The 25,152-nt window shown below is 66.8% G+C and carries 20 protein-coding genes; 14 read left to right on the top strand and 6 right to left on the bottom strand.

Annotated elements, in window-relative coordinates:
* The first annotated feature begins 36 nt into the window (after nt 1-36).
* The 10 genes from AAFF27_19145 (at nt 37) to AAFF27_19100 (ending at nt 11,152) form a co-directional block, all read left to right on the top strand.
* A complete protein-coding gene (locus AAFF27_19145; GenBank protein XAH22117.1) occupies nt 37-1,113 on the top strand; it encodes an alkene reductase in 1,077 nt (358 codons plus the stop codon).
* A gap of 46 nt (nt 1,114-1,159) precedes the next feature.
* The gene (locus tag AAFF27_19140) at nt 1,160-2,665 is read left to right on the top strand and encodes a sigma 54-interacting transcriptional regulator (protein ID XAH22116.1); all 1,506 of its coding nucleotides are present in this window, start codon (nt 1,160-1,162) and stop codon (nt 2,663-2,665) included.
* A gap of 56 nt (nt 2,666-2,721) precedes the next feature.
* Entirely contained in the window at nt 2,722-3,834 is a 1,113-nt protein-coding gene (locus AAFF27_19135) for a DUF4272 domain-containing protein (protein XAH22115.1), read from the top strand.
* Nucleotides 3,835-4,023: 189 nt separating this feature from the next.
* Nucleotides 4,024-5,208: a substrate-binding domain-containing protein gene (locus AAFF27_19130; GenBank protein XAH22114.1), complete on the top strand. Its 1,185-nt coding sequence runs from the start codon at nt 4,024-4,026 to the stop codon at nt 5,206-5,208.
* An 82-nt stretch (nt 5,209-5,290) separates the two neighbouring features.
* Nucleotides 5,291-6,058, top strand: coding sequence for an ABC transporter ATP-binding protein (locus AAFF27_19125; protein XAH22113.1), 768 nt, complete (start codon nt 5,291-5,293; stop codon nt 6,056-6,058).
* Nucleotides 6,059-6,719: 661 nt separating this feature from the next.
* Nucleotides 6,720-7,445: an ABC transporter ATP-binding protein gene (locus AAFF27_19120; GenBank protein XAH22112.1), complete on the top strand. Its 726-nt coding sequence runs from the start codon at nt 6,720-6,722 to the stop codon at nt 7,443-7,445.
* Nucleotides 7,446-7,644: 199 nt separating this feature from the next.
* On the top strand, nt 7,645-8,628 hold the full coding sequence (locus AAFF27_19115; GenBank protein ID XAH22111.1) for a branched-chain amino acid ABC transporter permease: 984 nt from the start codon (nt 7,645-7,647) through the stop codon (nt 8,626-8,628).
* A gap of 13 nt (nt 8,629-8,641) precedes the next feature.
* Nucleotides 8,642-9,715 carry a branched-chain amino acid ABC transporter permease gene (locus AAFF27_19110; protein ID XAH22110.1) on the top strand — a complete coding sequence of 358 codons (1,074 nt, stop codon included), beginning with the start codon at nt 8,642-8,644 and terminating at the stop codon, nt 9,713-9,715.
* Entirely contained in the window at nt 9,712-10,590 is an 879-nt protein-coding gene (locus AAFF27_19105; protein ID XAH22109.1) for an alpha/beta hydrolase, read from the top strand. The genes AAFF27_19110 and AAFF27_19105 overlap by 4 nt, the downstream gene beginning before the upstream one ends.
* A gap of 55 nt (nt 10,591-10,645) precedes the next feature.
* The gene (locus AAFF27_19100; protein ID XAH22108.1) at nt 10,646-11,152 is read left to right on the top strand and encodes a DUF1993 domain-containing protein; all 507 of its coding nucleotides are present in this window, start codon (nt 10,646-10,648) and stop codon (nt 11,150-11,152) included.
* A gap of 154 nt (nt 11,153-11,306) precedes the next feature.
* Here AAFF27_19100 and AAFF27_19095 read toward each other — a convergent pair whose 3' ends face one another.
* Both AAFF27_19095 and hemH read right to left on the bottom strand, forming a co-directional pair.
* On the bottom strand, nt 11,307-12,392 hold the full coding sequence (locus AAFF27_19095; protein XAH22107.1) for a diguanylate cyclase: 1,086 nt from the start codon (nt 12,390-12,392) through the stop codon (nt 11,307-11,309).
* A gap of 159 nt (nt 12,393-12,551) precedes the next feature.
* Nucleotides 12,552-13,646, bottom strand: coding sequence for a ferrochelatase (gene hemH / locus AAFF27_19090; protein XAH22106.1), 1,095 nt, complete (start codon nt 13,644-13,646; stop codon nt 12,552-12,554).
* Nucleotides 13,647-13,718: 72 nt separating this feature from the next.
* On the opposite strand from hemH, the gene AAFF27_19085 reads away from it, so the two are divergent.
* Nucleotides 13,719-14,447 (top strand): HAD-IA family hydrolase, encoded by a 729-nt coding sequence (locus AAFF27_19085; protein ID XAH22105.1) that lies wholly within the window; start codon nt 13,719-13,721, stop codon nt 14,445-14,447.
* On the opposite strand, the gene hpnE is transcribed toward AAFF27_19085, so the two are convergent.
* The 3 genes from hpnE to AAFF27_19070 form a co-directional block, all read right to left on the bottom strand.
* Nucleotides 14,398-15,660 (bottom strand): hydroxysqualene dehydroxylase HpnE, encoded by a 1,263-nt coding sequence (hpnE, locus tag AAFF27_19080; protein ID XAH22104.1) that lies wholly within the window; start codon nt 15,658-15,660, stop codon nt 14,398-14,400. The genes AAFF27_19085 and hpnE overlap by 50 nt on opposite strands.
* A 304-nt stretch (nt 15,661-15,964) precedes the next feature.
* Entirely contained in the window at nt 15,965-16,804 is an 840-nt protein-coding gene (gene hpnD / locus AAFF27_19075) for a presqualene diphosphate synthase HpnD (protein XAH22103.1), read from the bottom strand.
* A 142-nt stretch (nt 16,805-16,946) separates the two neighbouring features.
* On the bottom strand, nt 16,947-20,741 hold the full coding sequence (locus AAFF27_19070) for an ExeM/NucH family extracellular endonuclease (GenBank protein ID XAH22102.1): 3,795 nt from the start codon (nt 20,739-20,741) through the stop codon (nt 16,947-16,949).
* Between the two features lie 648 nt (nt 20,742-21,389).
* Here AAFF27_19070 and AAFF27_19065 point away from each other — a divergent pair.
* Together AAFF27_19065 and AAFF27_19060 are read left to right on the top strand one after the other, a co-directional pair.
* Nucleotides 21,390-22,223, top strand: coding sequence for an AraC family transcriptional regulator (locus tag AAFF27_19065; protein ID XAH22101.1), 834 nt, complete (start codon nt 21,390-21,392; stop codon nt 22,221-22,223).
* A 79-nt stretch (nt 22,224-22,302) separates the two neighbouring features.
* Nucleotides 22,303-22,947, top strand: a complete 645-nt coding sequence (locus AAFF27_19060) for a LysE family translocator (GenBank protein ID XAH22100.1) — start codon at nt 22,303-22,305, stop codon at nt 22,945-22,947.
* 4 nt (nt 22,948-22,951) lie between these two features.
* Here the strand turns inward: AAFF27_19060 and hpnC are convergent, their stop codons facing one another.
* A complete protein-coding gene (gene hpnC, locus AAFF27_19055) occupies nt 22,952-23,821 on the bottom strand; it encodes a squalene synthase HpnC (protein ID XAH22099.1) in 870 nt (289 codons plus the stop codon).
* A 116-nt stretch (nt 23,822-23,937) separates the two neighbouring features.
* On the opposite strand from hpnC, the gene AAFF27_19050 reads away from it, so the two are divergent.
* A complete protein-coding gene (locus tag AAFF27_19050; protein ID XAH22098.1) occupies nt 23,938-25,146 on the top strand; it encodes an efflux RND transporter periplasmic adaptor subunit in 1,209 nt (402 codons plus the stop codon).
* Nucleotides 25,147-25,152: the final 6 nt, after the last annotated feature.

Below are 25,152 nucleotides of genomic sequence, written 5' to 3'. Positions count from 1 at the left end.
TCTTTTTCTTCTTTCCAATTCCGCCAGGACAACTCCATGCTTTTCGACGCCTTCTCCCTGCGTGCCACCACGCTCAGCAATCGCGCCGTGATGTCGCCGCTCACGCGCAGCCGCGCGAGCGACAACAACACCGCCAATAGCCTGATGGCCACCTACTACGCCCAGCGCGCGAGCGCCGGGCTCATCATCACGGAAGGAACCTCACCGTCCCCCAACGGCTTGGGCTACGCCCGGATCCCCGGCCTCTTCAATGACGCCCAGGTGCAAGGCTGGAAGCTGGTGACCGACGCAGTCCATGCCAAGGGCGGCAAGATCGTCGTGCAGTTGATGCATACCGGCCGCGTGTCCCAGCAGGCCAACCTGCCGGCCGGCGCCGAGGTGCTTGGGCCTTCACCCGAGGTCTGCCCTGGCGAGATGTGGACCGATACGCAAGGCAGCCAGCCGCACACGCCGCCGCGCGCCATGGCCGAGGCCGACATCCAGGCCGTGATCGCCGAGTACGCAACGGCTGCGCGCCTTGCCATCGAGGCAGGCTTCGACGGCATTGAATTGCACGCGGCCAACGGTTACCTGCTCGAGCAGTTCCTGAACGCCAACGTCAATCGCCGCACCGATGGCTACGGCGGCACGGCCGAAGGGCGCAACCGGCTGGTGCTTGAGGTCGCCCGTGCTGCAGTGAAAGAGATCGGCGCTGAGCGCGTCGGCATCCGCCTGTCGCCGCACGGCGTGGTCAATAGCACCAGCGCATTCGAAGGTGTTGACGAACAGTACCTGGCGCTTGTCAAGCAACTCTCCGCGCTCGGCCTTATGTACGTGCACGTCCTGGACCATTCGGCCATGGGCGCCCCGCCTGTTCCGGCAAAGCTGAAGGCCGATTTGAAGGCGGCGTTCGATGGCCCCTTCATCCTCGCCGGCGGACTCGATAAAGCCAGCGCCCAACAGGCGCTGAGCGAAGGCCGCGCAGACCTGGCAGCCATGGGCAGGCCTTTCATCGCCAACCCTGACCTGGTCGAGCGCATGCGCCAGGACGCACCCTTGAGCGCGCCTGCCCCGGACACGTTCTACACGCCCGGCGCCAAGGGCTACACGGACTACCCGGCGCTCGCGGGTTGAGCCCACGCAGGGCGGACTGACGGGCGCGCACGGCTACCATCGCCGCATGCCGCCCGCCACCACTGCCACCACCGCGCTGCCCGCTGACGCCCAGGGCATCCTGGAGCTGGCGGCGCGCTCCATGTTCCACCTGTTCTCCAGCGTCAGCCAGGGCATGTTCCTGGTGGACCGCGACGCGCGCATCGTCTGGGTGAATGAGGGCTACCGGCGCTTTCTGCCGGCATTGGGTTTTTCGTCCATCGACCAGTTCCTGGGCCACGTGGTGGAAGAGGTGATCCCCAACACCCAGATGCGCCACGTGCTGGAGACCGGCGAGCCGATCCTGATCGACCTGCTCACCAACAAGGCCGGCACCTTCGTGGTCAGCCGCATCCCGCTGCGCGACGAGGCCGGCCAGGTGATAGGTGCCATAGGCATCGTGCTGTTCGACCACCCCGAGGCCACGCTGCAGCCGCTCATCAGCAAGTTTGCGCTGCTGCAGCGCGAGCTGGACGACGCCCGGCGCGAGCTGGCGAGCCAGCGCAACAACCCGCTCTACCAGCAGGTGGGCGACGGCCAGCGGCGCTCCAAGTACACCTTTGCCAGCTTCATCGGCAGCAGCCCGGCGGCGGTGGAGATCAAGCGCCACGCACGCCGCGCCGCACAGTCGATCAGCCCGGTGCTGTTGCTGGGCGAGACCGGCACCGGCAAGGAGCTGCTGGCGCATGCCATTCATGCGTCTTCCGCGCGCGCCAAGGGGCAGTTTGTCAGCGTCAACATCGCGGCCGTACCCGACACGCTGCTCGAGGCCGAGTTCTTCGGCTTCGCGCCCGGCGCCTTCACCGGCGCCGACCGCAGGGGCCGCGAGGGCAAGTTCAAGCTGGCCGACGGCGGCAGCCTGTTCCTCGACGAAATCGGCGACATGCCGCTGGGCCTGCAGGCCAAGCTGCTGCGCGCGCTGCAGGAGGGCGAGATCGAGCCGCTGGGCTCCAACAAGCTCGTGCCCTTCGATGCGCGCGTGATCGCCGCCACCTCGCGCGACCTGCCCGAGCTGGTGCGGCGCGGCCAGTTCCGCGAAGACCTGTACTACCGCCTCAACGTGCTGCCGCTGCGTGTGCCGCCGCTGCGCGAGCGGCGCGCCGACATCCCCGCGCTGGTCGAGGCGCTGGGCGAGGACATGGCACTGCGCAGCGGCGAAGCACCGCCCGAACTCACGCCCGACGCGCTCGCGCTGTTGGCCGGCCAGCACTGGCGCGGCAACATCCGCGAGCTGCGCAACGTGCTGGAGCAGGTGACGATGCGCAGCGACTCTCAGCGCATCGATGCCGTGCAGCTCGAACGCATCCTGCGCGAGGCGGGGCTGGAGCAGATCGAGCTGCCCGCCACGCTGCAGAGCGCGCACGACGCCGCCGAGGAAGCAAGCTTGCTGCGGCCGCTGGCGCAGCAGGTGGCCGAGCTGGAGCGCAAGGCGATCGCGGCGGCGCTGGCATCCACGGGTGGCAACAAGCTGGCGACCGCGCGGCTGCTCGGGATTTCGCGTGCGACCCTGTACGAGCGCATGGCGAACCAGTAGCGGCCAGGCAGTAGCCAACGGCGGGCGAACTTCAATCGATCCGGGAGGTGATTCCAATGAAGGGTTTGTTGACACGGCTGAAGGCCTTGGGCGGTGCGCCAGCCAAGCCCACGGCAGCGCCCGCCGAGCAAGAACGCGAAGCTGTGCTGATCAATGCCTACTGCACGCGCGCCGACGCCCCGGCGCCCGACTTTGCGCACACCCTTCATGCGCGCCGCGATTGCTCCGATCCGGAACTGGCAACGCATCTTTCGGGGTTCGTGGGCTATGTGCTGGGCCGTGGCAACGGCGAAATGTCGCGCAAGCGCTACCACGTGATGCGCCATATCCAGCGGGTGCGGCAGCATCTGAGCCTGTCTGTCGATGAGTCGCAGCTCGACGCGTTTTCGGCATGGGCAGAGCGCGCGAACGCCATCGTGTTCTTGCCCGACGGCGGCATTCGCGACCCCAACGGACGGGTGTTGCTGTCTGCGGCAGGGGAGGAGCCCGACCAGGAGGCCGCGCTGCCCTATCCCCCCGAGGCCTGGCAACGAAAGGCGCGGACCGAGGCGTTGCTGGCGTCGCGCGGCATGCCGGTGCCGCAGCGCCTGCCACCCGTCGTGTCGGAGCTCGAGTTGCGCTCGCGCGCGCCGCAGGAACTGGCCGGCAGGGCGTTTGCGCTGCTGGCCGTATCGGCCCGCGCCGAGTCGGTTGCGAGTGGTGAGCTGCTGTCGATGGGCGAGCTGTTTGCGCGGCTGCCGTCCGCGCAGGCGAACCTGACGCCCCATGAGCAGGCCTTTCTTTCTGACGATGTGCCCGACGGGTCGACGGTGGCGCAGTTCGGCTGGCGCTACGAGTGTCTCTTCGTGCTCGAGTGGGCCTTGGGCCTGGTCGATGCGCTGCCGTTTCCCGCCGCGATCTGCGACGTGCCGCTTGCCACGCGCACGATGCTGAATGCCGGCGACGTGGCTGGCGTGATGCAGGCGCTGAAGATGCGCACGGAAGGCGAGATCCTCGATGCGCTGGACCTGCACTACCGCCTGCACTGGCTCATACGCGAGGCGCGCCGGAAGGAAGAGGCGCTTGCGCCGGGAGTCGACGCTGGCGTCGTGCTGGAGCGGCACCGTGCGCTGAACTGGCTGGTGCGCTTCGAGGACCACGGCTGGGACGACATCGACACGCCCACATGACGCATGACGGGCGCAGGCTCCGGCAAAACCCTGACCGCTAAACAGACATCTGTCTGAAGAAAAGACAGTTCCAGTGTTCTGGATTCAGTCGAACGGCCTTCTCATCGAATAAGGAAGCGTTTGTTATCAATGGCTTGGGAGGTGGCATGAACTGTGCAATATTCAGTCACCACTTTCAGGAGACAAAGAATGAACCGTCGCCACCTCGTCGCCCTGGCCGCGCTCGCCACTTGCGCCGCCGCTCCCGCCTGGGCCCAGGCCAAGGACATCGTCATTGCCCACGTCTACAGCAAGACCGGCCCGCTCGAAGCCTATGGCAAGCAGACGCAGACCGGCCTGCTGATGGGGCTGGACTACGCCACCGGCGGCACCATGACGGTCAACGGTCGCAAGATCGTGGTGATCGAGAAAGACGACCAGGGCAAGCCGGATCTGGGCAAGTCGCTGCTGGCCACCGCCTATTCCGACGACAAGGCCGACCTGGCCGTGGGCCCTACGTCTTCAGGCGTGGCGCTGGCCATGCTGCCGGTGGCCGAGGAGTACAAGAAGATCCTGCTGGTCGAGCCCGCCGTGGCCGATTCGATCACCGGCGACAAGTGGAACAAATACATCTTCCGCACCGGCCGCAACAGCAGCCAGGACGCCATCAGCAACGCCGTGGCACTGGACAAGCCCGGCGTCACCGTCGCCACGCTGGCGCAGGACTACGCTTTTGGCCGTGACGGCGTAAAGGCCTTCAAGGAAGCGCTCAAGACCGCCAAGGTGGTACATGAGGAATACCTGCCCACCAACACGACAGACTTCACCGCCGGCGCGCAGCGCCTGATCGACGCACTCAAAGACAAGCCCGGCCGCAAGGTGATCTGGATCGTCTGGGCCGGCGCCGGCAACCCTTTCAAGATCGCCGACCTGGACCTGAAGCGCTACGGCATCGAGGTGGCCACCGGCGGCAACATCCTGCCGGCCATGGCCAGCTACAAGAACTTCCCCGGCATGGAAGGCGCCACGTATTACTACTTCGGCATCCCCAAGAACCCGGTGAACGAGGCCATGGTGGCGGCCCACTACAAGCAGTTCAAGGCACCGCCAGACTTCTTCACGGCAGGCGGTTTCTCTGCCGCCATGGCCATCGTCACCGCGCTGAAGAAGACCGGCGGCGACACCGGCACCAACAAGCTCATCTCCACCATGGAAGGCATGAGTTTTGACACGCCCAAGGGCACCATGACTTTCCGCAAGCAAGACCACCAGGCCCTGCAAAGCATGTACCACTTCAAGATCAAGGTGGACCCGGCTTTTGCCTGGGGCGTGCCGGAGCTGGTGCATGAGATCAAGCCGGACGAAATGAATATTCCGGTGCGTAACCAACGTTGAAGGGGCGCGCTCGGCTGCTCACCGAACGGTGTCGTGTCATGCGCTACGAAGACATCCATCGTTCTTCCTCTTGCTGGAACCCATGCTCGAAACCAAGAACCTGACCATCCGCTTTGGCGGCCACGTGGCGGTCAATGCCGTGAGCTGCGCCTTTGCGCCGGGCACGTTGACCGCCATCGTCGGCCCCAATGGCGCGGGCAAGACCACCTACTTCAACCTGATCTCGGGCCAACTGCGCGCCAGCGAAGGGCAAGTGCTGCTGGGCGGGCAGGACTTGTCGCGCCTGTCGGCCTCGGCCCGCACACGTGCTGGCCTGGGCCGCGCGTTCCAGCTGACCAATCTGTTCCCGCACCTGAGCGTGCGCGAGAACGTGCGCCTGGCGGTGCAGGCCACGCGTGAGGGCGCGCACCGCCGCGGCCTGAACCTGTGGAGCATCTGGAGCGACCACCGCGCCGTGACGGATCGCGCCGACGAGATCCTGGCCGACGTGGCCATGCTGCCCAAGGCGGAAGCGGCCGTCGCCAGCCTGCCGCACGGCGACCAGCGCAAGCTCGAAGTCGCCCTGCTGATGGCGCTGGAGCCGCAGGTCTTCATGTTCGACGAACCCACGGCCGGCATGAACGCGGCCGAGGCGCCTGTGATCCTGGATTTGATCCGCAGGCTCAAGCAGGACAAGCGCAAGACGATTCTGTTGGTGGAGCACAAGATGGATGTGGTGCGGGAGTTGGCGGATCGGATCATCGTGCTGCACAACGGGGCGTTGGTGGCGGATGGGTTGCCTGCTGAGGTGATTGCGTCGCCGGTGGTGCAAGAGGCTTATTTGGGTGTTGCCTCGAAGGAGCGGGCATGAGGTCCTTGTTTGTGCATGCGTTCTTTGCCTTGCTGGCGGCGGGTGCCGGGACTCGCCCCGGCGGGCGACCTACTTTGTCTTTGCTTCGCCAAAGAAAAGTAGGCAAAAGAAAGGCGAGCCGGAGTCAGGGGCTCTTCGAGCTCCCCTGCGCTGCTCGCGCCGGGCGGGGTATCGCCCAAACTCGCTTCGCTCAAACAAGGGCGATCCCTGATCCGCCCGTCGCTGCGCTGCTCGGCCCTGCCAACGGCGTTGGACAGCCGAACAGCCGGCCCCCACCCCAGCCCTCCCCCAGCGGGGGAGGGAGCAATACCGAACATCCAACGGCCAACTTCCCCACTCCCTCCCCCTTTGGGGGAGGGCAGGGGTGGGGGCGCCAGGGGCCGAGCGCAGCGATGGCCCGACTGGCTGTCCCGGGTCCCCTCGGGATGCGCCGAGGAGCGCAGCGGCAGGCGGATAAGGGATCGCCCTTGTTTGAGCCGCAGGCGAGTTTGGGCGATACCCCGCCTGACGCGAGCACCACAGGTTGCCCCGGAGCGAAGCGCAGGGGACGCAGCACGTGGGGTCGCCCTTTCTTTGGTGACTTTCTTTCGGCGACGCGAAAGAAAGTTACTCGCCCGCCGGGGCGAACTCCCGGCACCCGCCCTCTGCAGGAGGCGCAACGATGACCACAACGCTGCTCCAACTAACCGGCGTCCACACCCACATAGCCGCCTACCACATCCTCCACGGCGTAAACCTAACAATCCCCCGCGGCCAAGTCACCATGCTGCTGGGCCGCAACGGCGCCGGCAAGACGACCACGCTGCGAACCATCATGGGCCTGTGGCGCGCGTCGCAAGGCACGGTGAGCTTCGCCAACGCAGACATCACCCAGTGGTCGACACCGCGCATCGCCGAGCTGGGCATTGCCTATGTGCCCGAGAACATGGGCATCTTTGCCGACCTGACTGTGAAAGAGAACATGCTGCTGGCCGCGCGCGGCGCGCGCACCGTGCAGCAGATCGACAGCACGCGGCTGCAGTGGATCTTCTCGCTGTTCCCCGCGGTGGAGAAGTTCTGGAACCACCCCGCCGGCAAGCTGTCTGGCGGGCAAAAGCAGATGCTGGCGGTGTCGCGCGCCATCGTCGAGCCGCGCGAGCTGCTGATCGTGGACGAGCCCAGCAAGGGCCTGGCGCCTTCCATCATCAACAACATGATCGACGCCTTTGCGCAGCTCAAGGCGCAGGGCGTGACCATCCTGCTGGTGGAGCAGAACCTGAGCTTTGCCGAGCGCCTGGGCGACCGCGTGGCGGTGATGGACAACGGCCGCGTGGTGCATGCCGGCGCCATGCAGGCGCTGGCGGCAGATGCGGCATTGCAGCAGTCGCTGCTGGGGCTGGCGCTATGACGCGGCAACCCCCTTTTTTTAGTAACTACGCAGCTACCCGCACCGTTCGGGCTGAGCTTGTCGAAGCCATGCCACTCATCGCCGAGCCCTTCGACGGGCGCAGGGCGAACGGGAGGAGTAGTTGTATTTTTAGAAGAAAAGTGCCTGTAGCCAAGGTGCCGCCTGGGCATATAGCTATCAATAAAGGAGTACCCCGCACATGAAGACCATCGACTTCGACTGGAAGCCGCTGGCCTTGGTGCCGGTGCTGGCCTTGCTGGCGCTGCCGCTGATCGGCTCGCCTTCGACCTGGCTCACGCTCACCGTGGCGGGGCTGGCCATGGGCATGATCGTGTTCATCATTGCCTCGGGCCTGACGCTGGTGTTCGGGCTGATGGACGTGCTCAACTTTGGCCACGGCGTGTTCATTGCGCTGGGCGCTTTTGTAGCCACCAGCGTGCTCGGCAGCATGAGCGACTGGACCGGCTCTGACCAGCTCTGGCGCAACCTGGTGGCCGTGCTGCCGGCCATGGTCGTGGCCATGCTGGTGGCGGGCGCGGTGGGGCTGGCGTTTGAGCGCTTCATCGTGCGGCCGGTCTATGGCCAGCACCTGAAGCAGATCCTGATCACCATGGGCGGCATGATCATTGGCGAAGAACTCATCAAGGTCATCTGGGGCCCGCAGCAGATCCCGCTGCCGCTGCCCGCAGCCATGCGCGGCGCGGTGCTGATCGGCGATGCGGCGGTAGAGAAGTACCGCCTCATCGCCGTGGTGGTGGGCCTGCTGGTGTTCGGCCTGCTGGCCTGGACGCTCAGCCGCACCAAGGTCGGCCTGCTGATCCGCGCCGGCGTGCAAGACCGCGAGATGGTCGAGTCGCTGGGCTACCGCATCCGGCGCCTGTTTGTCGGTGTGTTCGTGGTCGGCAGCGCGCTGGCCGGGCTGGGCGGTGTGATGTGGGGCCTGTACCAGCAGAGCGTGGTGCCGCAGATGGGCGCGCAGGTCAATGTGCTGATCTTCATCGTCATCATCATTGGCGGCCTGGGCTCCACCGGCGGCGCGCTGATCGGTGCGCTGCTGGTCGGCCTGATGGCCAACTACACCGGCTTTCTGGTGCCCAAGGTGGCGCTGTTCTCCAACATTGCGCTGATGGTGGCCGTGCTGCTGTGGCGGCCGCAAGGTGTCTATCCGGTGACTAACCGCTGAACCGGAGCCTTCCATGTTGAACCGACTTCTCTCCGGCGACATGCCGCGCAGCCGCGTGCTGGCGGTGCTGCTGATCGCGCTCCTGATAGCGCTGGCCTTTGCGCCCTTCATCTTCCCCGGCGTCAAGGCGCTGAACGTGGCGGCCAAGGTGCTGGTGTTCGTGGTGCTGGTGGCGGGCTTTGACCTGTTGCTGGGCTACACCGGCATCGTGAGCTTTGCCCACACCATGTTCTTTGGCATAGGCGCCTACGGCATCGCGATTGCCACCACGCGCATGGGCGCCACCTGGGGCGCGCTGGCCGTGGGCCTGGGTGGCGCGTTGGCTTTGTCGCTGGTGCTGGCGTTGGCGGTGGGGCTGTTCTCGCTGCGGGTGCGGGCCATCTTCTTCGCCATGATCACGCTGGCCGTGGCCTCGGCCTTCCAGACGCTGGCCTCGCAGTTGTCGGATTTCACTGGCGGCGAAGACGGCCTGACCTTCAAGGTGCCGGCCGTGCTGTCGCCCGCGTTCGAGTTTGCCGACGATCCGTTTTTGGGCGTGTCGCTCGATGGCCGGCTGCTCTGCTACTACCTGCTGTTTGTGTTGGCGGTAGTGATGGTGTTGGCGCTGCTGCGCATCGTCAACTCACCCTTCGGCCGTGTGCTGCAGGCCATCCGCGAGAACGAGTTTCGCGCTGAGGCCATCGGCTACCGCGTGGTGGTGTATCGCACCATTGCCAGCGTGTTGTCGGCCCTGTTCGCCTGCGTGGCCGGCGCCATGCTGGCGCTCTGGCTGCGCTACAACGGGCCGGAGACCTCGCTGTCCTTCGAGATCATGCTGGACGTGCTGCTGATCGTCGTCATCGGCGGCATGGGCACCATCTACGGCGCGGTGGTGGGCTCGGTGCTGTTCGTGGTGGCGCAGAGTTATTTGCAGGATCTGCTGCGTTTGGGCAGCGAGGCGGTGGCCTCGGTCTCTGGCCTTGCCTGGCTGGCCGCGCTGCTGTCGCCCGACCGCTGGCTGCTGTGGCTGGGCGTGTTGTTTGTGCTGTCGGTCTACTACTTTCCCACCGGCGTGGTGGGGCGCTTGCGGGCGAGGGGCGCGCGATGAGCATTCAGCCTTCTTCGCACTACGCAAGCTGCGCCGGCCGCGAGATCCACTACACCGCCTGGGGCGAGCAGGGCGCGCCCGTGGTCATCGCCTGGCACGGCCTGGCACGCACCGGGCGCGACATGGATGAGCTGGCCCAGCATTTCGCGGCGCGCGGCTTTCGCGTGATCTGCCCCGACACCATCGGTCGCGGCCTGAGCCAGTGGAGCCCGGCGCCTGATGAGGAATACCAGCTCTCCTTCTACGCCCACATCGCCAACGCCCTGTGCGATGCGCTGCAAATCGAGCGCGCGCACTGGGTCGGCACCTCGATGGGCGGGGCCATCGGTATGGTCTGCGCCTCCGGCCTGTTCGAGCCGCGCATGAAGGCGCGCATAGCGAGCCTGGTGCTCAACGACAACGCGCCCGAGCTGGCCGCGCCCGCCATTGAACGCATTCGCGCCTACGCCGGCCAGCCGCCGGCGTTTGACACGGTGGTTGAGCTGGAGGCCTTCTTCCGCAGCGTCTACAAGCCCTACGGCTGGCTCAGCGATGCGCAGTGGCGCCGCCTGACCGAAAGCTCCACGCGCCGCCTGCCTGATGGCCGCGTCACGCCGCACTACGACCCGGCCATGGTCCGCCAGTTCAGCGCGCACGACAACGACTACCTGGTCTGGCCGCACTACGACGCCATCGAGGTGCCGGTGCTGTGCCTGCGCGGCGCTGAATCAGATCTGGTGCTGCCCGGCGTGGTGGAAGAGATGCGGCGCCGCGGCCCCGGCGCGGCCGGCCGGCTGCAGGTGATCGAAGTGCCTGCCTGCGGCCACGCGCCGGCGCTCAACGTGCCCGAGCAACTGGAGCCGATCGAAGGGTTTATCCGCGCGGCCAGTCGCTGAAGCCACGGCGGCGAGACAATCGCCGCCGACTCCATCCACACAAGGCACACCTTCCATGGCGCTCTCGCTCTACGACCTGTCCGTGCCCGTTTTCACCCGCGGCCTGGGTCAGCTCACCCATATCCTCGACAAGGGCCTGGCGCACGCCCAGGCCAGCGGCATCGATCCAGCCACGCTGGTCGAGGCACGCCTGGCGCCCGACATGCTCACCCTGGCCGGCCAGATCCAGCGCGCCAGCGATGCCTCCAAGCTGGGCACGGCCCGCATCGCCGGCATCACCGCGCCCAGCTTCCCCGACGAGGAAAAAACCTGGGATGACCTGCTGGCGCGCATCGCCAAGACGCAAGACTTTCTTGCCAGCGTGGACCGCACGCTGATCGACGGCCAGGAAGAGCGCCCCGTCGTCATCCGGACGCGCGAAGGCGAGGCGACCTTCACCGCGCAGCGCTACCTGCTGCAGTTCGCGCTGCCCAACTTCTTCTTCCACGTGACCACCGCCTACGGCGTGCTGCGCCACAAGGGCGTGCCGGTGGGCAAGGCCGACTATCTGGGCCAGTTCTGAGCCCGCAACTCCAGCTATTGAATAGATAGCTATATGCCCAGGTGCTATCTGCATTTCAGGTATAAAACGACCTGAAATGCAGGGTGGACGCCGGCTATAAGCTATTTTTTATGTAGCGCCAATCCCGCCCAGCTCTTGGCAGGAAGGGCCGGCATCAGCCAGCCACCGACACCCGGTCACGCCCCTGCGCCTTGCTCTGGTACAGGCCACGGTCGGCACGCGCGATGGCCTCGTTCAGCGGCTCGTCTGCCGCCAGTTGCGCAACGCCCAGCGACACCGTGCAGGCGATCACCGTATCGCCGTAGCTGATCGTCGTGGCCGCCACCGCAGACCGCATGCGCTCGGCCAGCGTCTGGGCCGCCGCCACGTCGGTGGCCGGCAGCAGGAACAGAAACTCTTCCCCGCCCCAGCGCGCCACCATGTCCTGCTCGCGGCACAGCGCTGCAAACAGCGCACCGATCTGCGACAGCACGTGGTCACCGGCCTCATGGCCGTAGCGGTCGTTGACCAGCTTGAAGTGGTCGATGTCGGCAATCACCAGGGCGGTCGGCTGGCCCAGGCGACGCGCCTGGGCGACCGCCTGGCCCGCCATGGCCAACAGGTTGCGCCGGTTGGACAGGCCGGTCAGCGGGTCGGTCGTGGCCAGCTCCATCAGCTTGCGCTCGGCGCGGCGCACCGTGAGGTAGTAGAAGCGCGCCGTGTAGGCCGCCATGGCAAACACCGTGGCCACGTTGAAGCTGCGCAGCGTCCAGAGCCCGACGTTGCTCAGCGACACCCGCACCCCGGCGGCGTGCGAGACGGCATGCAGGCCCATGTAGAACAGGAACAGCAGCAACAGCAGCGGCAAGGTCGCGCGCCTGGAGCCGCTCACCACGATGGCCGGGATGAACATCAGCAGGTAGTAGTGAAAGCCGCTGTCCCAGCCCACCAGCAGGGAGCCGATGGCTGCGTGCCCCAGCACCTCCAGCCAGATCAGCAGCAGCGCCGGCGTGTTGAAGCGCTTGAGCAGCAGCCAGTAGGCGCTGCCGTACATGGCAATGCTGGCAATGTTGAGCCAGGCCAGCAGAGGCGAGCCAAAGTACAGGAACAGCACCAGGAAGGCGGCATCGACGGCGGCGGCCACCACGGTCACCCGGCGCGACATGATCCAGAACGCGCCATGTGCCAGCCTGCTGCCGGCGTCGGCGCTGCGTTGCAGCCCATGAGAGGACAACTCGGAAACGGTGGTGCGCGCGCCCATGGAGGTCCTGAATGGCAGAGAGAAGCGGGGAGCCCACCCATGCCGCAAGCCATGCAGGGCCGGGCGGCAGGTTCCTGATGGGCCATCCATCAGCGGAACCGCCAATTTATAACCCAGGCGCCTGGCGGCGGTGGGATGGTCTTCCCGGAGGAAGGGCGCTCAGGCCGCCGCGCCCAGTTCCCTGGCGCGTGCCTCGGAGTCCTCCAGCGCGCGCGCATGCGGCACCTGCCGCGTCGGCCAGCCGGCCAGGTGCTGCTGCGCAATGCCTGAGAGCGCCGCAATCCACGGGTGGCTGTCGTTCAGGCAGGGGATGTAGTGGAACTGCTCGCCGCCCGCATTCATGAAGGCGTGGCGCGCTTCCATGTTGATCTCTTCCAGCGTCTCCAGGCAGTCGCTGGTAAAGCCCGGGCAGACCACGTCCACCCGCTTCACGCCAGATTGCGCCAGCTGCACCAGCGTCGGCTCGGTATAGGGCTCCAGCCACTTGGCCTTGCCAAAGCGCGACTGGAAGGTGACCTTCACCTCGTGCTCGTGCAGGCCCAGTTCAGAGGACAGCAGGCGCGCGGTCTTCAGCGCCTCGCAGTGGTACGGGTCGCCCAGGTCGCGGGTGCGCTCGGGCACGCCGTGAAAGCTCATCACCAGCAGCTCGCCCCGGCCTTCGGTGCGCCAATAGGCCTCCACCCGCGCGGCCAGCGCGGCGATGTAGCCCGGGTCGTCGTGGTAGCGGTTGACAAAGCGCAGCTCTGGCAGATGGCGCTGGCGTGCGCTCCAGGCGTTGACCGCATCGGCCACGCTGGCCGTGGTCGTGCCCGAGTACTGCGGGTAGGCCGGCAGCACCAGGATGCGGGTCACGCCCTCGGCCTTGAAGGCGTCAAGCTGCTCGGCGATCGAAGGGTTGCCATAGCGCATGGCATAGCGCACGGCCACCTGGTGCCCGGCCTCGCCCAGCCAGCCGCGCAGCATCAGCGCCTGCTTCTCGGTCCAGACCTTGAGCGGCGAGCCCTCGGGCATCCACACGCTCTGGTACTTGGCGGCGGACTTGGCCGGCCGGGTGCGCAGGATCAGGCCATGCAGGATCGGCTTCCACAGCAGCGGCGGGATTTCCACCACACGCCGGTCGGACAGAAACTGCGCCAGATAGCGGCGCACGGCGGCTGGCGTGGGGGCATCCGGGGTGCCAAGATTGCACAGCAGCACGCCAATGCGGGGCGCCTGGCCGTGGGCGAAGGTGGGTTCGGGGGCGAAAGGAGGCAAGAGAAATCCTGGGAGCGCGGAAAAGGTGCAACGTGGGCTGCAAAATGGTGCGTCCGCTATTTTCGACCAGCCATGCCCATCACCTCGACTCTAGATGTATCGAAAATCCGTGCCGTCAGCCTCGATCTGGACGACACGCTGTGGCCGGTCTGGCCCGCCATCGGGCGTGCCGAGCAGGTGCTGCACGCCTGGCTGGGGCAGCATGCGCCGGCCACGGCCACCCTGTTTGCCGACCCGGCCGCGCTGCGCGCGATTCGCCAACAGATGGACCACGAGCTGCCGCACCTGCGCCACGACCTGAGCGCGCTGCGCCGCGAATCCATCCGCCGCGCGCTGCAGCAGGCGGGTGACGATCCCGAGCTGGCCCACCCCGCCTTCGACGTCTTCTTTGCCGAGCGCCAGCGCGTCGAGTTCTACGACGACACGCTCGCCGCCCTGGCCCGCCTGGCCGCGCGCTGGCCGCTGGTGGCCCTGTCCAACGGCAACGCCGATGTGCATGTGGTGGGCATAGGCCACCATTTCCACGCCAAGGTCGGCGCCCGCGAATGCGGCTTTGCCAAGCCCGACGCGCGCATCTTCCAGGCCGCGGCAGACGCCGCCGGCGTGCCGCTGGAATCCGTGCTGCACGTGGGCGACGATGCCGCCATGGACGTGGTCGGCGCGCTAGAGGCCGGCATGCAGGCCGTCTGGCTCAACCGCAATGGATTGGCCTGGGAACACCCGCTGCGCCCGCAGGTGGAAGTCACAGAACTTACGACCCTGTGCGATTTGCTGGGCTGCGCGGCGCTGCCAAAAGCCTGACCGCCGCCACGCCGCTGCGCACCGCGCCTTCCAGCGTGGCGGGGTAAGGCCCCTCGGCATAGTCGCCGCAGGCCAGCAGGCCGGGCGCAATCTGCAGGGCAGGGCGCTGCAAGGCGGGCGTGCAGGCAAAGGTGGCGCGCTTCTCCACAATCGTCTGCAGCGGCGTCACTGCCAGGCCCAGTTGCGACAAGGCCTGCGCCACCACGGCAGCCTCCAACTGCGCGCGGTCCGTGCCGCTGGCGCTCACCACAAACGCCAGCAGCCCGGTTGGGCCACCCAGGCGGGCACGGTCAAACACAAATTGGGCGGGTGCGGCAGGGCTGCTGCGCAGCGCCAGCATCGCTTGGCCGAGGCCTTGCGGCGCTTGCGCATAGACCGTTGCAATCGCCTCGAAGCGCAGCGCCCGCGCCTGCGCACACCAAGCGGGTGTCTCCTCGGCCAGCCGCGCTGCCTCGGTCGGCGGGCAGGCCAGCAGCACGCCATCAAAGGCCTCGCCATCCACCCGCCAGCCGGTGCCATCCGCCGTGATGGCCTGCACCCGGCAGGGCATGCGCAGCTCGGCACCATTGGCTGTCAGCCATTGCAGCGCAGGTGCGGGGAAGAGGGCGCCCAGATCGGCACGCGGCAACAGCAGGTCACCGCCACGGGGCACGCCAAACAGCGCATCCTGCAGCACGCGCAAAAAGACCTGCCCGCTCGCCTCCGCTGCCGGGGTATTGAGAGCCGACACGCACAGCGGATCAATCAGCTCCGCCAGCACCCGCGGCGCCATGCCGGCGCACAGCTCGGCTACGGTTTGCTGAGGTGCACAGCGAAAGCCCGCCCGCTGCCAGCGCAGCGAGGCCGCCAGCAGCGACAGCCGGTCGCGCCAAGTCCACCCGCGCGCCGTGAACACGCCCGCCAGCAAATCCAGCGGCGCCGGCCAGCGCGGCAGCGCCAACCCGCCGCCATCCGGAAAGCGCAGCGACAGTGGCTGGCGCAGCAGCACATCCTCAGGCCGCACACCCACGGCGGCCATCAGCCGCAGCGTCTCGGTATAGGCGCCAATGAGGATGTGCTGGCCGTTGTCCAGCGCGCCTGGGCCTTCCACCGTCCGCGCGCGGCCGCCGGCGGTGCGTGTGGCTTCAAAGAGCGTGACCTGGTGGCCGGCGCGTACGGCCTCTACCGCTGCGGCGAGGCCGGCCCAGCCTGCGCCGACGATGGCGAGTTTCATGAGGCCGCCGCCGGGCCGCCCCAAGGCGGCCGCGCCTCCCCCTTGGGGGGTGGCGAACTACATGGAGCGAAGCGCCATGAGAAGCCGGGGGGCTCAACAAGCGATGCCGCCGCCGGGCCGCCCCAAGGCGGCCGCGCCTCCCCCTTGGGGGGTGGCGAACTACATGGAGCGAAGCGCCATGAGAAGCCGGGGGGCTCAACAAGCGATGCCGCCGCCGGGCCGCCCCAAGGCGGCCGCGCCTCCCCCTTGGGGGGGGGCGAACTACATGGAGCGAAGCGCAATGAGAAGCCGGGGGGCTCTAGTTTCACAGTCTGCCTAAAGCCTGAACTTTCCAAGCCAGCCAGAACTTGCGCAGCGGCGTCAGGCTCACCCGCTGGTTCAGCACCTGGAAGCCGTCGCGCTCGATCTCCGCCAGCAGCGTGCGGTAGATGCTGGCCATCATCAGGCCCGGCTTCTGCGTGCGCCGGTCGGCGGCCGGCAGCAGCGCCAGCGCCTCGTCATACAGGCGGCGCGCCCGTTCGGACTGAAAGCGCATCAGCGCCACAAAGCGGTCCGAGTAGACGCGGTTGAGCACCTCGTGCGCCTTCACGTCAAACTGCTGCAGCTCATTCACCGGCAGGTAGATGCGCCCGCGCAGGGCGTCTTCGCCCACGTCGCGGATGATGTTGGTCAGCTGAAAGGCCTGGCCCAGGCGGTGCGCGTACTCGGTGGTGCGCGCATCGGTCTGGCCAAAGATGCCGGCCGCAACCTCGCCCACCACGCCCGCCACCAGGTGGCAGTAGCGCTGCAGCCCGGCAAAGTCGAGGTAGCGGGTCTGCTCCAGGTCCATCTGGCAGCCCTGGATCACCGCCTGCAGGTGGCGCTCTTCGATGCGGTAGTCGGCGGTATGGGGCATCAGCGCCTTCATCACCGGGTGGCTGGGCTGGCCTGTATAGGCGCGCGCCACCTCGGTCTGCCACCAGGCGAGCTTGGTGGCGGCCACGCCGGGGTCGTGCACCTCGTCCACCACGTCGTCCACCTCGCGGCAGAAGGCATAGAAGGCGGTGATCGCGGCGCGGCGCGAGCGCGGCAGAAACAAAAAGGCGTAATAGAAGCTGCTGCCCGAGGCGGCGGCTTTTTGCTGGACGTAGTCTTCAGGCGTCATGTCGTGGGTAATTGCCCCGCGATTGTTGCATCTGTCGCATGGCATTTTTTGACTGCACAAACGCGAAGAGGCCCAGCAGGGCCTCTTCGCGTTTGTTCGATCAGCGGTGCGACCGGTACTTTCGAGCCGGCCGCATGGGCCGTCAGGCGCGCCGGCGCCAGCCACCCTGGCGCCGATACGCCAGCAGGCCCACAGACAGCGAGAGCAGGATCAGGCCCCACTCGCTCAGCGTGGGCACCGCCGTCGCTGTGCCGCCGCCGACTGCCGCAGCCGCCGGCACCACCAGCGCGGACGGGTCCACGATGCGGCCGTTGGCGCTCATGTCATCGTCCCCCAGGCCGCCGTCGCGCAGCACGAAGGTGATTACGTTGCCATCCAGCGTGGCAGGGATGCGGTACCAGTGCGGCGCCACGTTGTCGGTGGTGGGGCCCCACTTCCAGTACTCCGCGCCGGCCGGCAGCGGGCTCGGGTAGGTGAGCTTTACCGTCACCACGGCGCCAGTGTCGCAGCCGTCGGTGTTCAGGTTCAGCAGCCCGTGCGGAAGACTCACATTGGGGCGCGGCAGCCCCGAAGCGCCAACCGCGGCCATGCTGAGCAACTGTGGGGCCGCTGTGAGGCGGCAGGTGGCGCCACCGCCGGTCACTTCGCCCGCCACGGCGATCTGGGCCGTGGGCGCGACGCTGAACTGCTTGGCGGGATCGGCTGCCGCAGCGGCCACCGCATTGAGCGCATAGCTGGCCGTGACCGATGGGTTGACGCCGTCGCTCACGCTCAGGTTCACGCTGGCTGAGCCCGGCGCCGTGGCAATGAACACCGCGGTGCTGAACTGGCTGTTGATCTGCGCGGGCGTGCCCACCAGCTGTATGCCTGGCAGGCTGGTATTGGCATCCACCAGGCCCAGTACCTGGCCGTTGGTGCTTGTGACGGTAAGGGTCAGGCTGTCGCTGCTGCCGCCGGCCACGGTCACGTCGGCAAGATCTGCTGCCTGTCCCACGGTCACCGTCTGTGTGGATGTAGGCACGCCGCTGATGGTGGGTGCCTGGTTGCCGAAGGTCAGGCCCATCAGGATGGGGTTGTGGTCGCTCGACCGGTAAGCCGTGGGCGCGTAATAGCCCGACACCTGGGCCGCAGTCTTGAACTCGGTGTTGTAGTCCAGCACCACCGGCTCTTCGGCATTGATGGCCCACTTCACCGCGCGGCCGACCTTGGCGGCCAGGCTCTGGCTCACGAGGATGTGGTCGAGTGAACCCCACAGGCCATCGAACGAGTACGAATAGCCCTGCGTTACCTTGGTGAAGCCATTGGTCTCCAGGTAGGTGATGGGGTCTTCCTTGGCATAGGCATTGAAGTCGCCCACCAGCACCACGTTCGAGGTCCCGGCGCCCGTGGGGTCCGTGGCGAGCCAGGTCTTGAGCTGCTCGGCCGTGCGAACGCGGGCGGCGTTGTTGGCGCCCTGGCCGTCAAGCAGGTCGGCATTGGCGGCGCCGCTGAGCACGCTGCCCTTGGATTTGAAGTGGTTCACCACGAGCGTGAATTGCTCGGCACCACTTGCCGCCATCACAGAGAAGGTCTGCGCGATGGGTACGCGCGCTCCGCCGACGTTCGGGGTAAACGCGTCATAGGTCCCGACGTTCGGCACGGCTGCTGCGCCCACGGGCGTGACGCGGTCACTGCGGTAGATGATGGCCACGGTGATGGCGTCGGTGCCTGCGCCCGCGACGGTGCCGGCGGCCTCGCGCAGCGGCGCCTTGACGTAGTCGTACACCGCGCCCGTGGGTCTATCGGCGCTCACGTTCATCGTGTCCACCAGCATCTTGATGGCGCTGTTGTCGCCATAGCCGTTGTTCTGGACTTCCATCAGGCCATACACGTCAGCGCCGAGGCCGATCAGGTTGGCGACCACCTTGGCGCGCTGGCGCTCCAGCTCGGTGGCGTTGTTGGCGCCGCGAATGGCGATCGAGTTGCCCAGCGGCGTGGTGAAGGTCACGCTCGTGGCGCCCGTGACGCTGAAGAAATTGAGCACGTTGGCCGACGCGATCTTCACCGTGGCCGCGCCCACGGCCTGCTGCAGGTCGGCCGATGTGGGGCGGGCAGGGCCGGTGAAGTTCGGCGCCTGGGTGGGCTGCACGCGGTAGCTGGTCTGGTAGGCCGCTGCGGTAGCCGCGTTGTAGTACTGGTCGAGCACGCCGACGATGCTGCCCACGCTGTCGCCGGCACGCAGCGTGTTCGTTGCAGACAGCGGCTGGCCGTTGCGGCCCCGCACGGGATCGGGGTTTGACGTGCTGGAGCCGTCGTCGAGGATGACCTGGCTGCGCTGCGTGGCCTGCACATAGGCGCTGTAGCCGGCAGTGCTGGGCGCGTTGAGCTCGCTGAACTGAGGCAGCAGGCGGTCTGCCGCCAGGGTGACGTCGCCATAGCGACCCAGCGTGTAGTTGTCGCTCACCACGAGCTGGCCGCCCGCCGTGGCCGACGCCACTTCCACGCGCATGCCTTCGTAGCGTTCCCACTGCGCCATGCTGCTGATGGGAAGCGTGATGCGTACCGGCGCGGGCACGGCGGCCGGGCCCATGATCTGGAAGTTCGTGATGTTGCCCGAGAGCTGGGTCTGGCTGTAGAACTCGCTCACGTTGGCCGTCAGCTGGACGAGCTGGCCCACGGTGCTGTCGTCCACGCCCGGGTTGGTGGTGCCGTAGTAGACGAAGATGCCTTCCGAGGTGGTGTCGTCGCCGTCCGAGTCGGCCGCTTCCTCTTGCAGGAAGAAGCCGCTGAGCCCGGGCATGTAGGCGGTCATGACGGCGCTCACGGTGCGGCTCTGGCCCAGCATGGGCGACTGGTCGCCAGAGCCCTGTATGGCAGAGATCAGCGTGGGTATGGGGCGCTCACCTGTGGTGAAGGCGAGCGCGGCGCCCGCCCAGGCGTTGCCCGAGGTATCGGTCACCGGTGTGCCCATGGGCACCAGGCTGTAGGCCGTGTTCGGGTTCAGGCTCACGCCGGGCTTGATGGTGATGCTGCTGCTGCTGAACACGACCCTGGCGTTGTCGGTCACCGGCAGCGTCGCCACCACGTCGGTGCCCTGGCGCAGTTCGAAGCTGCCGCTGCCGGCGCGCACCGCTTCATCGAACCGCAGCGTAATGTCGGTGCTGAGCGACACGCCCGTCGCGGCGTCCGCCGGCGTGCTGGACTGCAGCTCGGGCGGCGTCGTGTCGGGGCCGGCGATGCTCAGCGAGACATCGTCGATTGCCAGACCGTGGTCGTTGCCGGGGTTGTTGTTGGCCACCCAGCGCAGCCACAGCGTGGCGCCAGGGGCCCAGTCCAGGCCGCGTAGGTCGCCGCCCACGTTGTTGACCCGGCCTGCCGCGTTGCCGTCCACGGCGGCGGCCGTGGCGCCCGTGATTGGCGAGGTCCAGTCGAGCCTGTCACCCGCAGCAGCCCAGGTGGTCACGGTGTCGAAGGTATCGCCCAGGCCGTACTCCAGTCGCATTTTCTGCGCGCTGGTGTTGCCGCCATTGCGCCATTGCTCGCCGTTGAACGTGAGGGTCACGCCGTCGATCGCTGCTGCGGTGTCATTGCGCGCGGCCAGTGCGATCCAGCCGGCCAGCTCGCCAGACGCGGGGGAGCCGAAGTACGCGCCACCGGAGGTCACGCTGCCCAGGGCGCGGTCCGTGGAGCCGGACGTTCCCATGCTGTGGAAGCTGCCCGTACTGCTGCTGCCGGTGCTCGCGACATAGGTGGTGATCGCCGCCATGTCCTTGTTGAACAGAAACCAGCCAGGCAGCGTGCTGTCATTCGCCCACGCGATGTTGGTGCCCGACGCGGCCAGCGTGTCGAAATTCTGCGTATAGGGGTTGCCAGTGAAGGACACCTGGGCCCAGGCCCCCGAGGTGGCCAATAGCGCGGCCAGGGCTAAAGGGGGTAGCCGGAATACGTTGCTGCTCATCGATACCTCTAGTGCGTTGTGGTCAAAGAACGTGGGGAAACGGGAAAGCAAAGAAAAAAGCTCAGCTACCAGTGCAGCCGGGCTTGAGCTTGCCCATGCTGTGTTTGTGAAGGCAAACGTTTGCGCGCTCAAAAACTCAAACTGCGGGAGGCGGCGCAGCTCGCTCCTCTGGACTCCGTGGTGCTGGCGAGCAGTGGAATGGTGGGATACTTGTAAAAAAGCAAACGTTTGCGCACAAACAGGCAAAAATGCCGAGGCGATTTGCGAGCGTGGTGGGTCAGGGTTTTGGCCAGTGGCGGCCGGCGCAATGCTGATACGGCGGACCAGGCGGTAGCGGTGGCAGTACCAATGGAGCGTCAGCCGCCATCCCTCTGGTTGGCGACAGCAGCAACTTCTCAAGCCTTGCGCGCGCAGAGCGCCCAGCGCCAGAGCCGCAGCCATGCATTTGGCGAGCAGGAGCGCCATCGTGCGGACCATCGGAATGATCACGATGGGACCTTGCGCAGAGGAATTTCGTCAATATGGAGCATGGGCTACCGGCTAATTAGACGTAAATGGTGCAAGATGCTTATTACATGTGCATGAAAACGACCGCGACAACGTTTGCACTGCTTTACGCAGCTTTTATGCCAGTGTGACGATTGACCCATGAATGCCACCACTCAGTTCTGGCGCGATCCGGCCCTGCCCTATGCCGAGAGCCGCCGCGCCTGCCACAGCCGGGCCTGCTACAAGCCGCACAGCCATCCCACCTTCTCCATTGGCGCAGTCGATCGGGGGTGCAGCCTGTTCACCGGTGCGAGCGAGAGTCCAGTTCTTCTGCGTGCCGGGACGCTCGTATTCGTCCCCGCGGCCAGGGTTCATGCCTGTAACCCTGTGCCTGACTCTGCGTGGAGCTACCAAATGCTGCACCTGGACGCGCAATGGCTCCAGGCAGTTCGACAGGAGTACGCCATGGCAGAAGCAAGGCGTGATGACGATGAGCCGGCCCGGGTCGTGGCCGCGCCCGCCATCTATGCCAAATTCTGCCGGCTCAATGCAGGCTTGTTTTCCGACGCTGATCCGCAGGACAAAGAGGCGGCACTCATCGAGTTCATCGGGGATTGCGATCGTGAGCAATCGGCGCAATGGGCGCAGTGGGCGGACATCGACACGCCACCTCGATCACCTGGCCTCTCCAAACGGCTTGCCCCGGCCCTGGAGCTTTTGCGCGGCGAGCCGACCGCGAACGCGCCCTTGGAGCGTCTGGCGCGCCTGGTTGGTATGAGCCGCTACCAACTGATCCGCGCCTTTCGTTCGGCAACAGGCTTCACGCCCCATGCCTGGCAGTTGAACCAGCGTGTCAATCTTGCAAGGGAGCGGATGCGGGCGGGCGACGGTATCGCGGATGTTGCGCACGATCTGGGCTTTGCGGATCAGGCGCACTTCCAGCGTGTCTTCAAAGCCCATGCTGGCGTCACGCCGGGATGTTTCCGGGCCTAGGCGTTACTGCAATTTTGTTCAATACATATCGGGCCAAGGCGGGCACTCTTCGGGGAAGAGCCCGAACGTATGCCTTTGAATGCAGCAATTTCTCCTTATCGCCGCAGCGCATTTCCTGGCGCTGCTGTCGCCCGGCCCTGACTTTTTCCTGATCGCTCGAACTTCGCTGTCTTCCGGCTGGAAGCTTGCCAGCGGCGCCTGCCTTGGCATCGCCGTCGCCAATGGCGTGTTCATCGTCGCTGCATTCGCCGGCACGGCCGCGCTGCGCCCGGACAGCATGCTTTTTGTGGGCCTGCAACTGGCCGGCTGCGCCTATCTGCTCTATCTCGGCGTCTTGTTCATTCGCTATGCAGGCGCCAGTCCCCTGGAAAACACATCGCGGCAGATCAGTCCCGCAAGTCAGCCCGTGCATCGGCTCGGCGCCTGGCAACGCGCAGCCGGCATGGGCTTTCTGTCGGGCATCCTCAACCCGAAGAACGCGCTGTTCTATGCCAGCCTGGCCGCAATGCTGACCGGGCCGCATGCCAGCCAAGGCTGGAAAACTGCCTACGGTATATGGATGTTCAGTGTCGTCCTGCTGTGGGACGGGCTGGTCGCCATCATGATCGGCAATCAGGCGGTGCTGAGGCGTTTTGCGCGCGCATTGCCCTGGCTGGAAAGAATCTCCGGTGCCGTGCTGATCCTGCTGGCCCTGGGCGTTCTTGCCATCCTTTGGGCGCGCTGACACGCTACATCCAGGCGGCGCGCCAGAGCATCACCGGCAGGTCGCGGGCGCCTACCGTTGGGCGCTGCAGCAGTGTGGCGTGGTCCAGCGCCGCGATGCGGTCAAGGATACGCAGGCCGCCTTGCACCACCAGGCGCAGTTCCCAGCCGGCTCGGCCGGGAATGCGGTGCACCAGCGGCGCGCCGGCCCGCATGCTGGTGCGCGCCCAGGCGCAGCAGTCTGCTACCAGAGCGGTGGCAGCGGGCGTTTGCCGCCGTGCCAGCACATCATCTTGCGGCACGCCGTGCGCGTGGCGGTCAGCCTCGGTCAGGTAGAAGCGGCCCCGCGGAATGTCTACCGACAGGTCCTGCCAGAAGTTGACCAGTTGCAGTGCGCTGCAGATGGCGTCGCTCTCGGCCAGTGCCGCCGCACCGGTGACGCCGTAGAGGTGCAACAGCAGCCGGCCGACCGGGTTGGCCGAGCGGCGGCAGTAGTCCAGCAGCTCGGCGCGGTCGGCATAGCCGCTGCCCTCATGGGTCTTGCGAACGTCTTGGGCGAAGGCGTCGAGCAGGTCTTCCAGCAGCGGTACTGGCAATTTCCAGTGGGCGATGGCGACTGCCAGAGGGCTGAAAACGGCGGTCCAGCGCGGCGACGGCGCTTGCCCTGCTGCGACCGCCTGCAGATCTGCACGGTAGGCCGCGAGGTCGGCCAGCCGCGCTTCGGCCGGTGCATCGCCCTCATCGGCCAGATCGTCCGCAGTGCGGGCAAAGGCGTAGAGCGCTGCAATCGGCGGCCGCAGCGCTGGCGGGCAGAGCCACGAGGCCACCGGGAAGTTCTCGTAATGGTCGGGCGCAGGCGCCGTGGAATCGGCAGTGGGGAAGGAGGGGGTCGACACCCGGGCATTGTCGGGGCTACTCTTCGGCGAATTCAACTTGACAGCCTTGGGTGGCTTTACTAGATTACTAACCAGTCAGTCATTAATTCAATTCACGGTTGAGTCCGTCCGCGCTCATGCATCCTCTTCGCTCCCCCTCTGTCTCGCGTCCGCCGGGCGTTTTTGCCGTCCTGCTGCTCGTGTCCCTGGTACTGGCCGGCTGCTCGAAGCAGGCGGTGCCCGAAGAGCCGGTGCGGGCCGTGAAGCTGGTGACCGTCACCGCCACCAGCGAAGGCTCCGACCAGGTGTTTGCCGGTGAGGTGCGGGCCCGCATCGAGTCGCAACTGGGCTTCCGCGTAGGCGGCAAGATCCTCAAGCGCCAGGCAGAGGTTGGCCAGCGCGTGCAGGCCGGCCAGTTGCTGGCGCAACTCGATCCGCAGGACCTGCGTCTGGCCGCAGACGCGGCGCGTGCCCAGGTAGCAGCCGCACGTACCAACCACGAGCTGGCGGCTGCCGATTTCAAGCGCTATTCCGCCCTGAAAGAGCAGAACTTCATCAGCAGCGCCGAGCTGGAGCGGCGCGATGCCACGCTGCGTTCGGCCAAGGCCAGCCTGGACCAGGCCCAGGCCCAGTTGTCGGCGCAGGGCAACCAGGCCGAATACGCCAACCTGCTGGCCGATGCGGCCGGTGTAATCACCTCGATCGACGCCGAGCCCGGCCAGGTCGTCTCTGCCGGCACGCCGGTGGTGCGGCTGGCGCAGGACGGCGTACGCGACGCCGTCTTCGCCGTGCCGGAAGACCAGGTGGCCAGCTTTGCCGCCGGCCAACCGGTGCAGGTGCGCACCTGGGCTGGCAGCACGTCGTTGGCTGGGCGGGTGCGCGAGGTCGGCGCCAGTGCCGATCGGGCCACCCGTACCTTCACCGTCAAGGTCGCTCTCGAGGGCGCCGCGCCACCGCTTGGCACTACGGTATCGGTACTGCCGCAACCCGGGCCCAATGCGGCGCCGGCAGTGCTCAAACTGCCGACTTCCGCGCTGCGGCAGGAGGCCGGCGCCACGGCGGTCTGGGTGCTGGATGAGAAGAACATGACGGTGCGTTCACAACCTATCGCCATTAGCGGTGTCGACGGCAGCGATGTCGTGGTGACGCAAGGCCTGAGCCCCGGTATGCGTGTGGTGGCCGCCGGCGTGCATGTGCTGGCCGAAGGGCAGAAGGTCAGCGTTTATGAAGGAAAATACCCTGAAGGCAAGGCTGCTGGCCGGGGTGAAGCTATTGATTCAATAGCATCCGCCACGCCGCCGCCGGCGGTGGTGCCTGCCATTCCCGTTGCTCCCGCAGCGAAGTGAGGCTCG

Source organism: Xylophilus sp. GW821-FHT01B05 (assembly GCA_038961845.1).
In the GTDB taxonomy this organism is placed as follows: Bacteria; Pseudomonadota; Gammaproteobacteria; order Burkholderiales; family Burkholderiaceae_C; genus Xylophilus.
The sequence above is the reverse complement of the archived record's forward strand: the minus strand, read 5'-3'. Positions and strand labels throughout refer to the sequence as shown.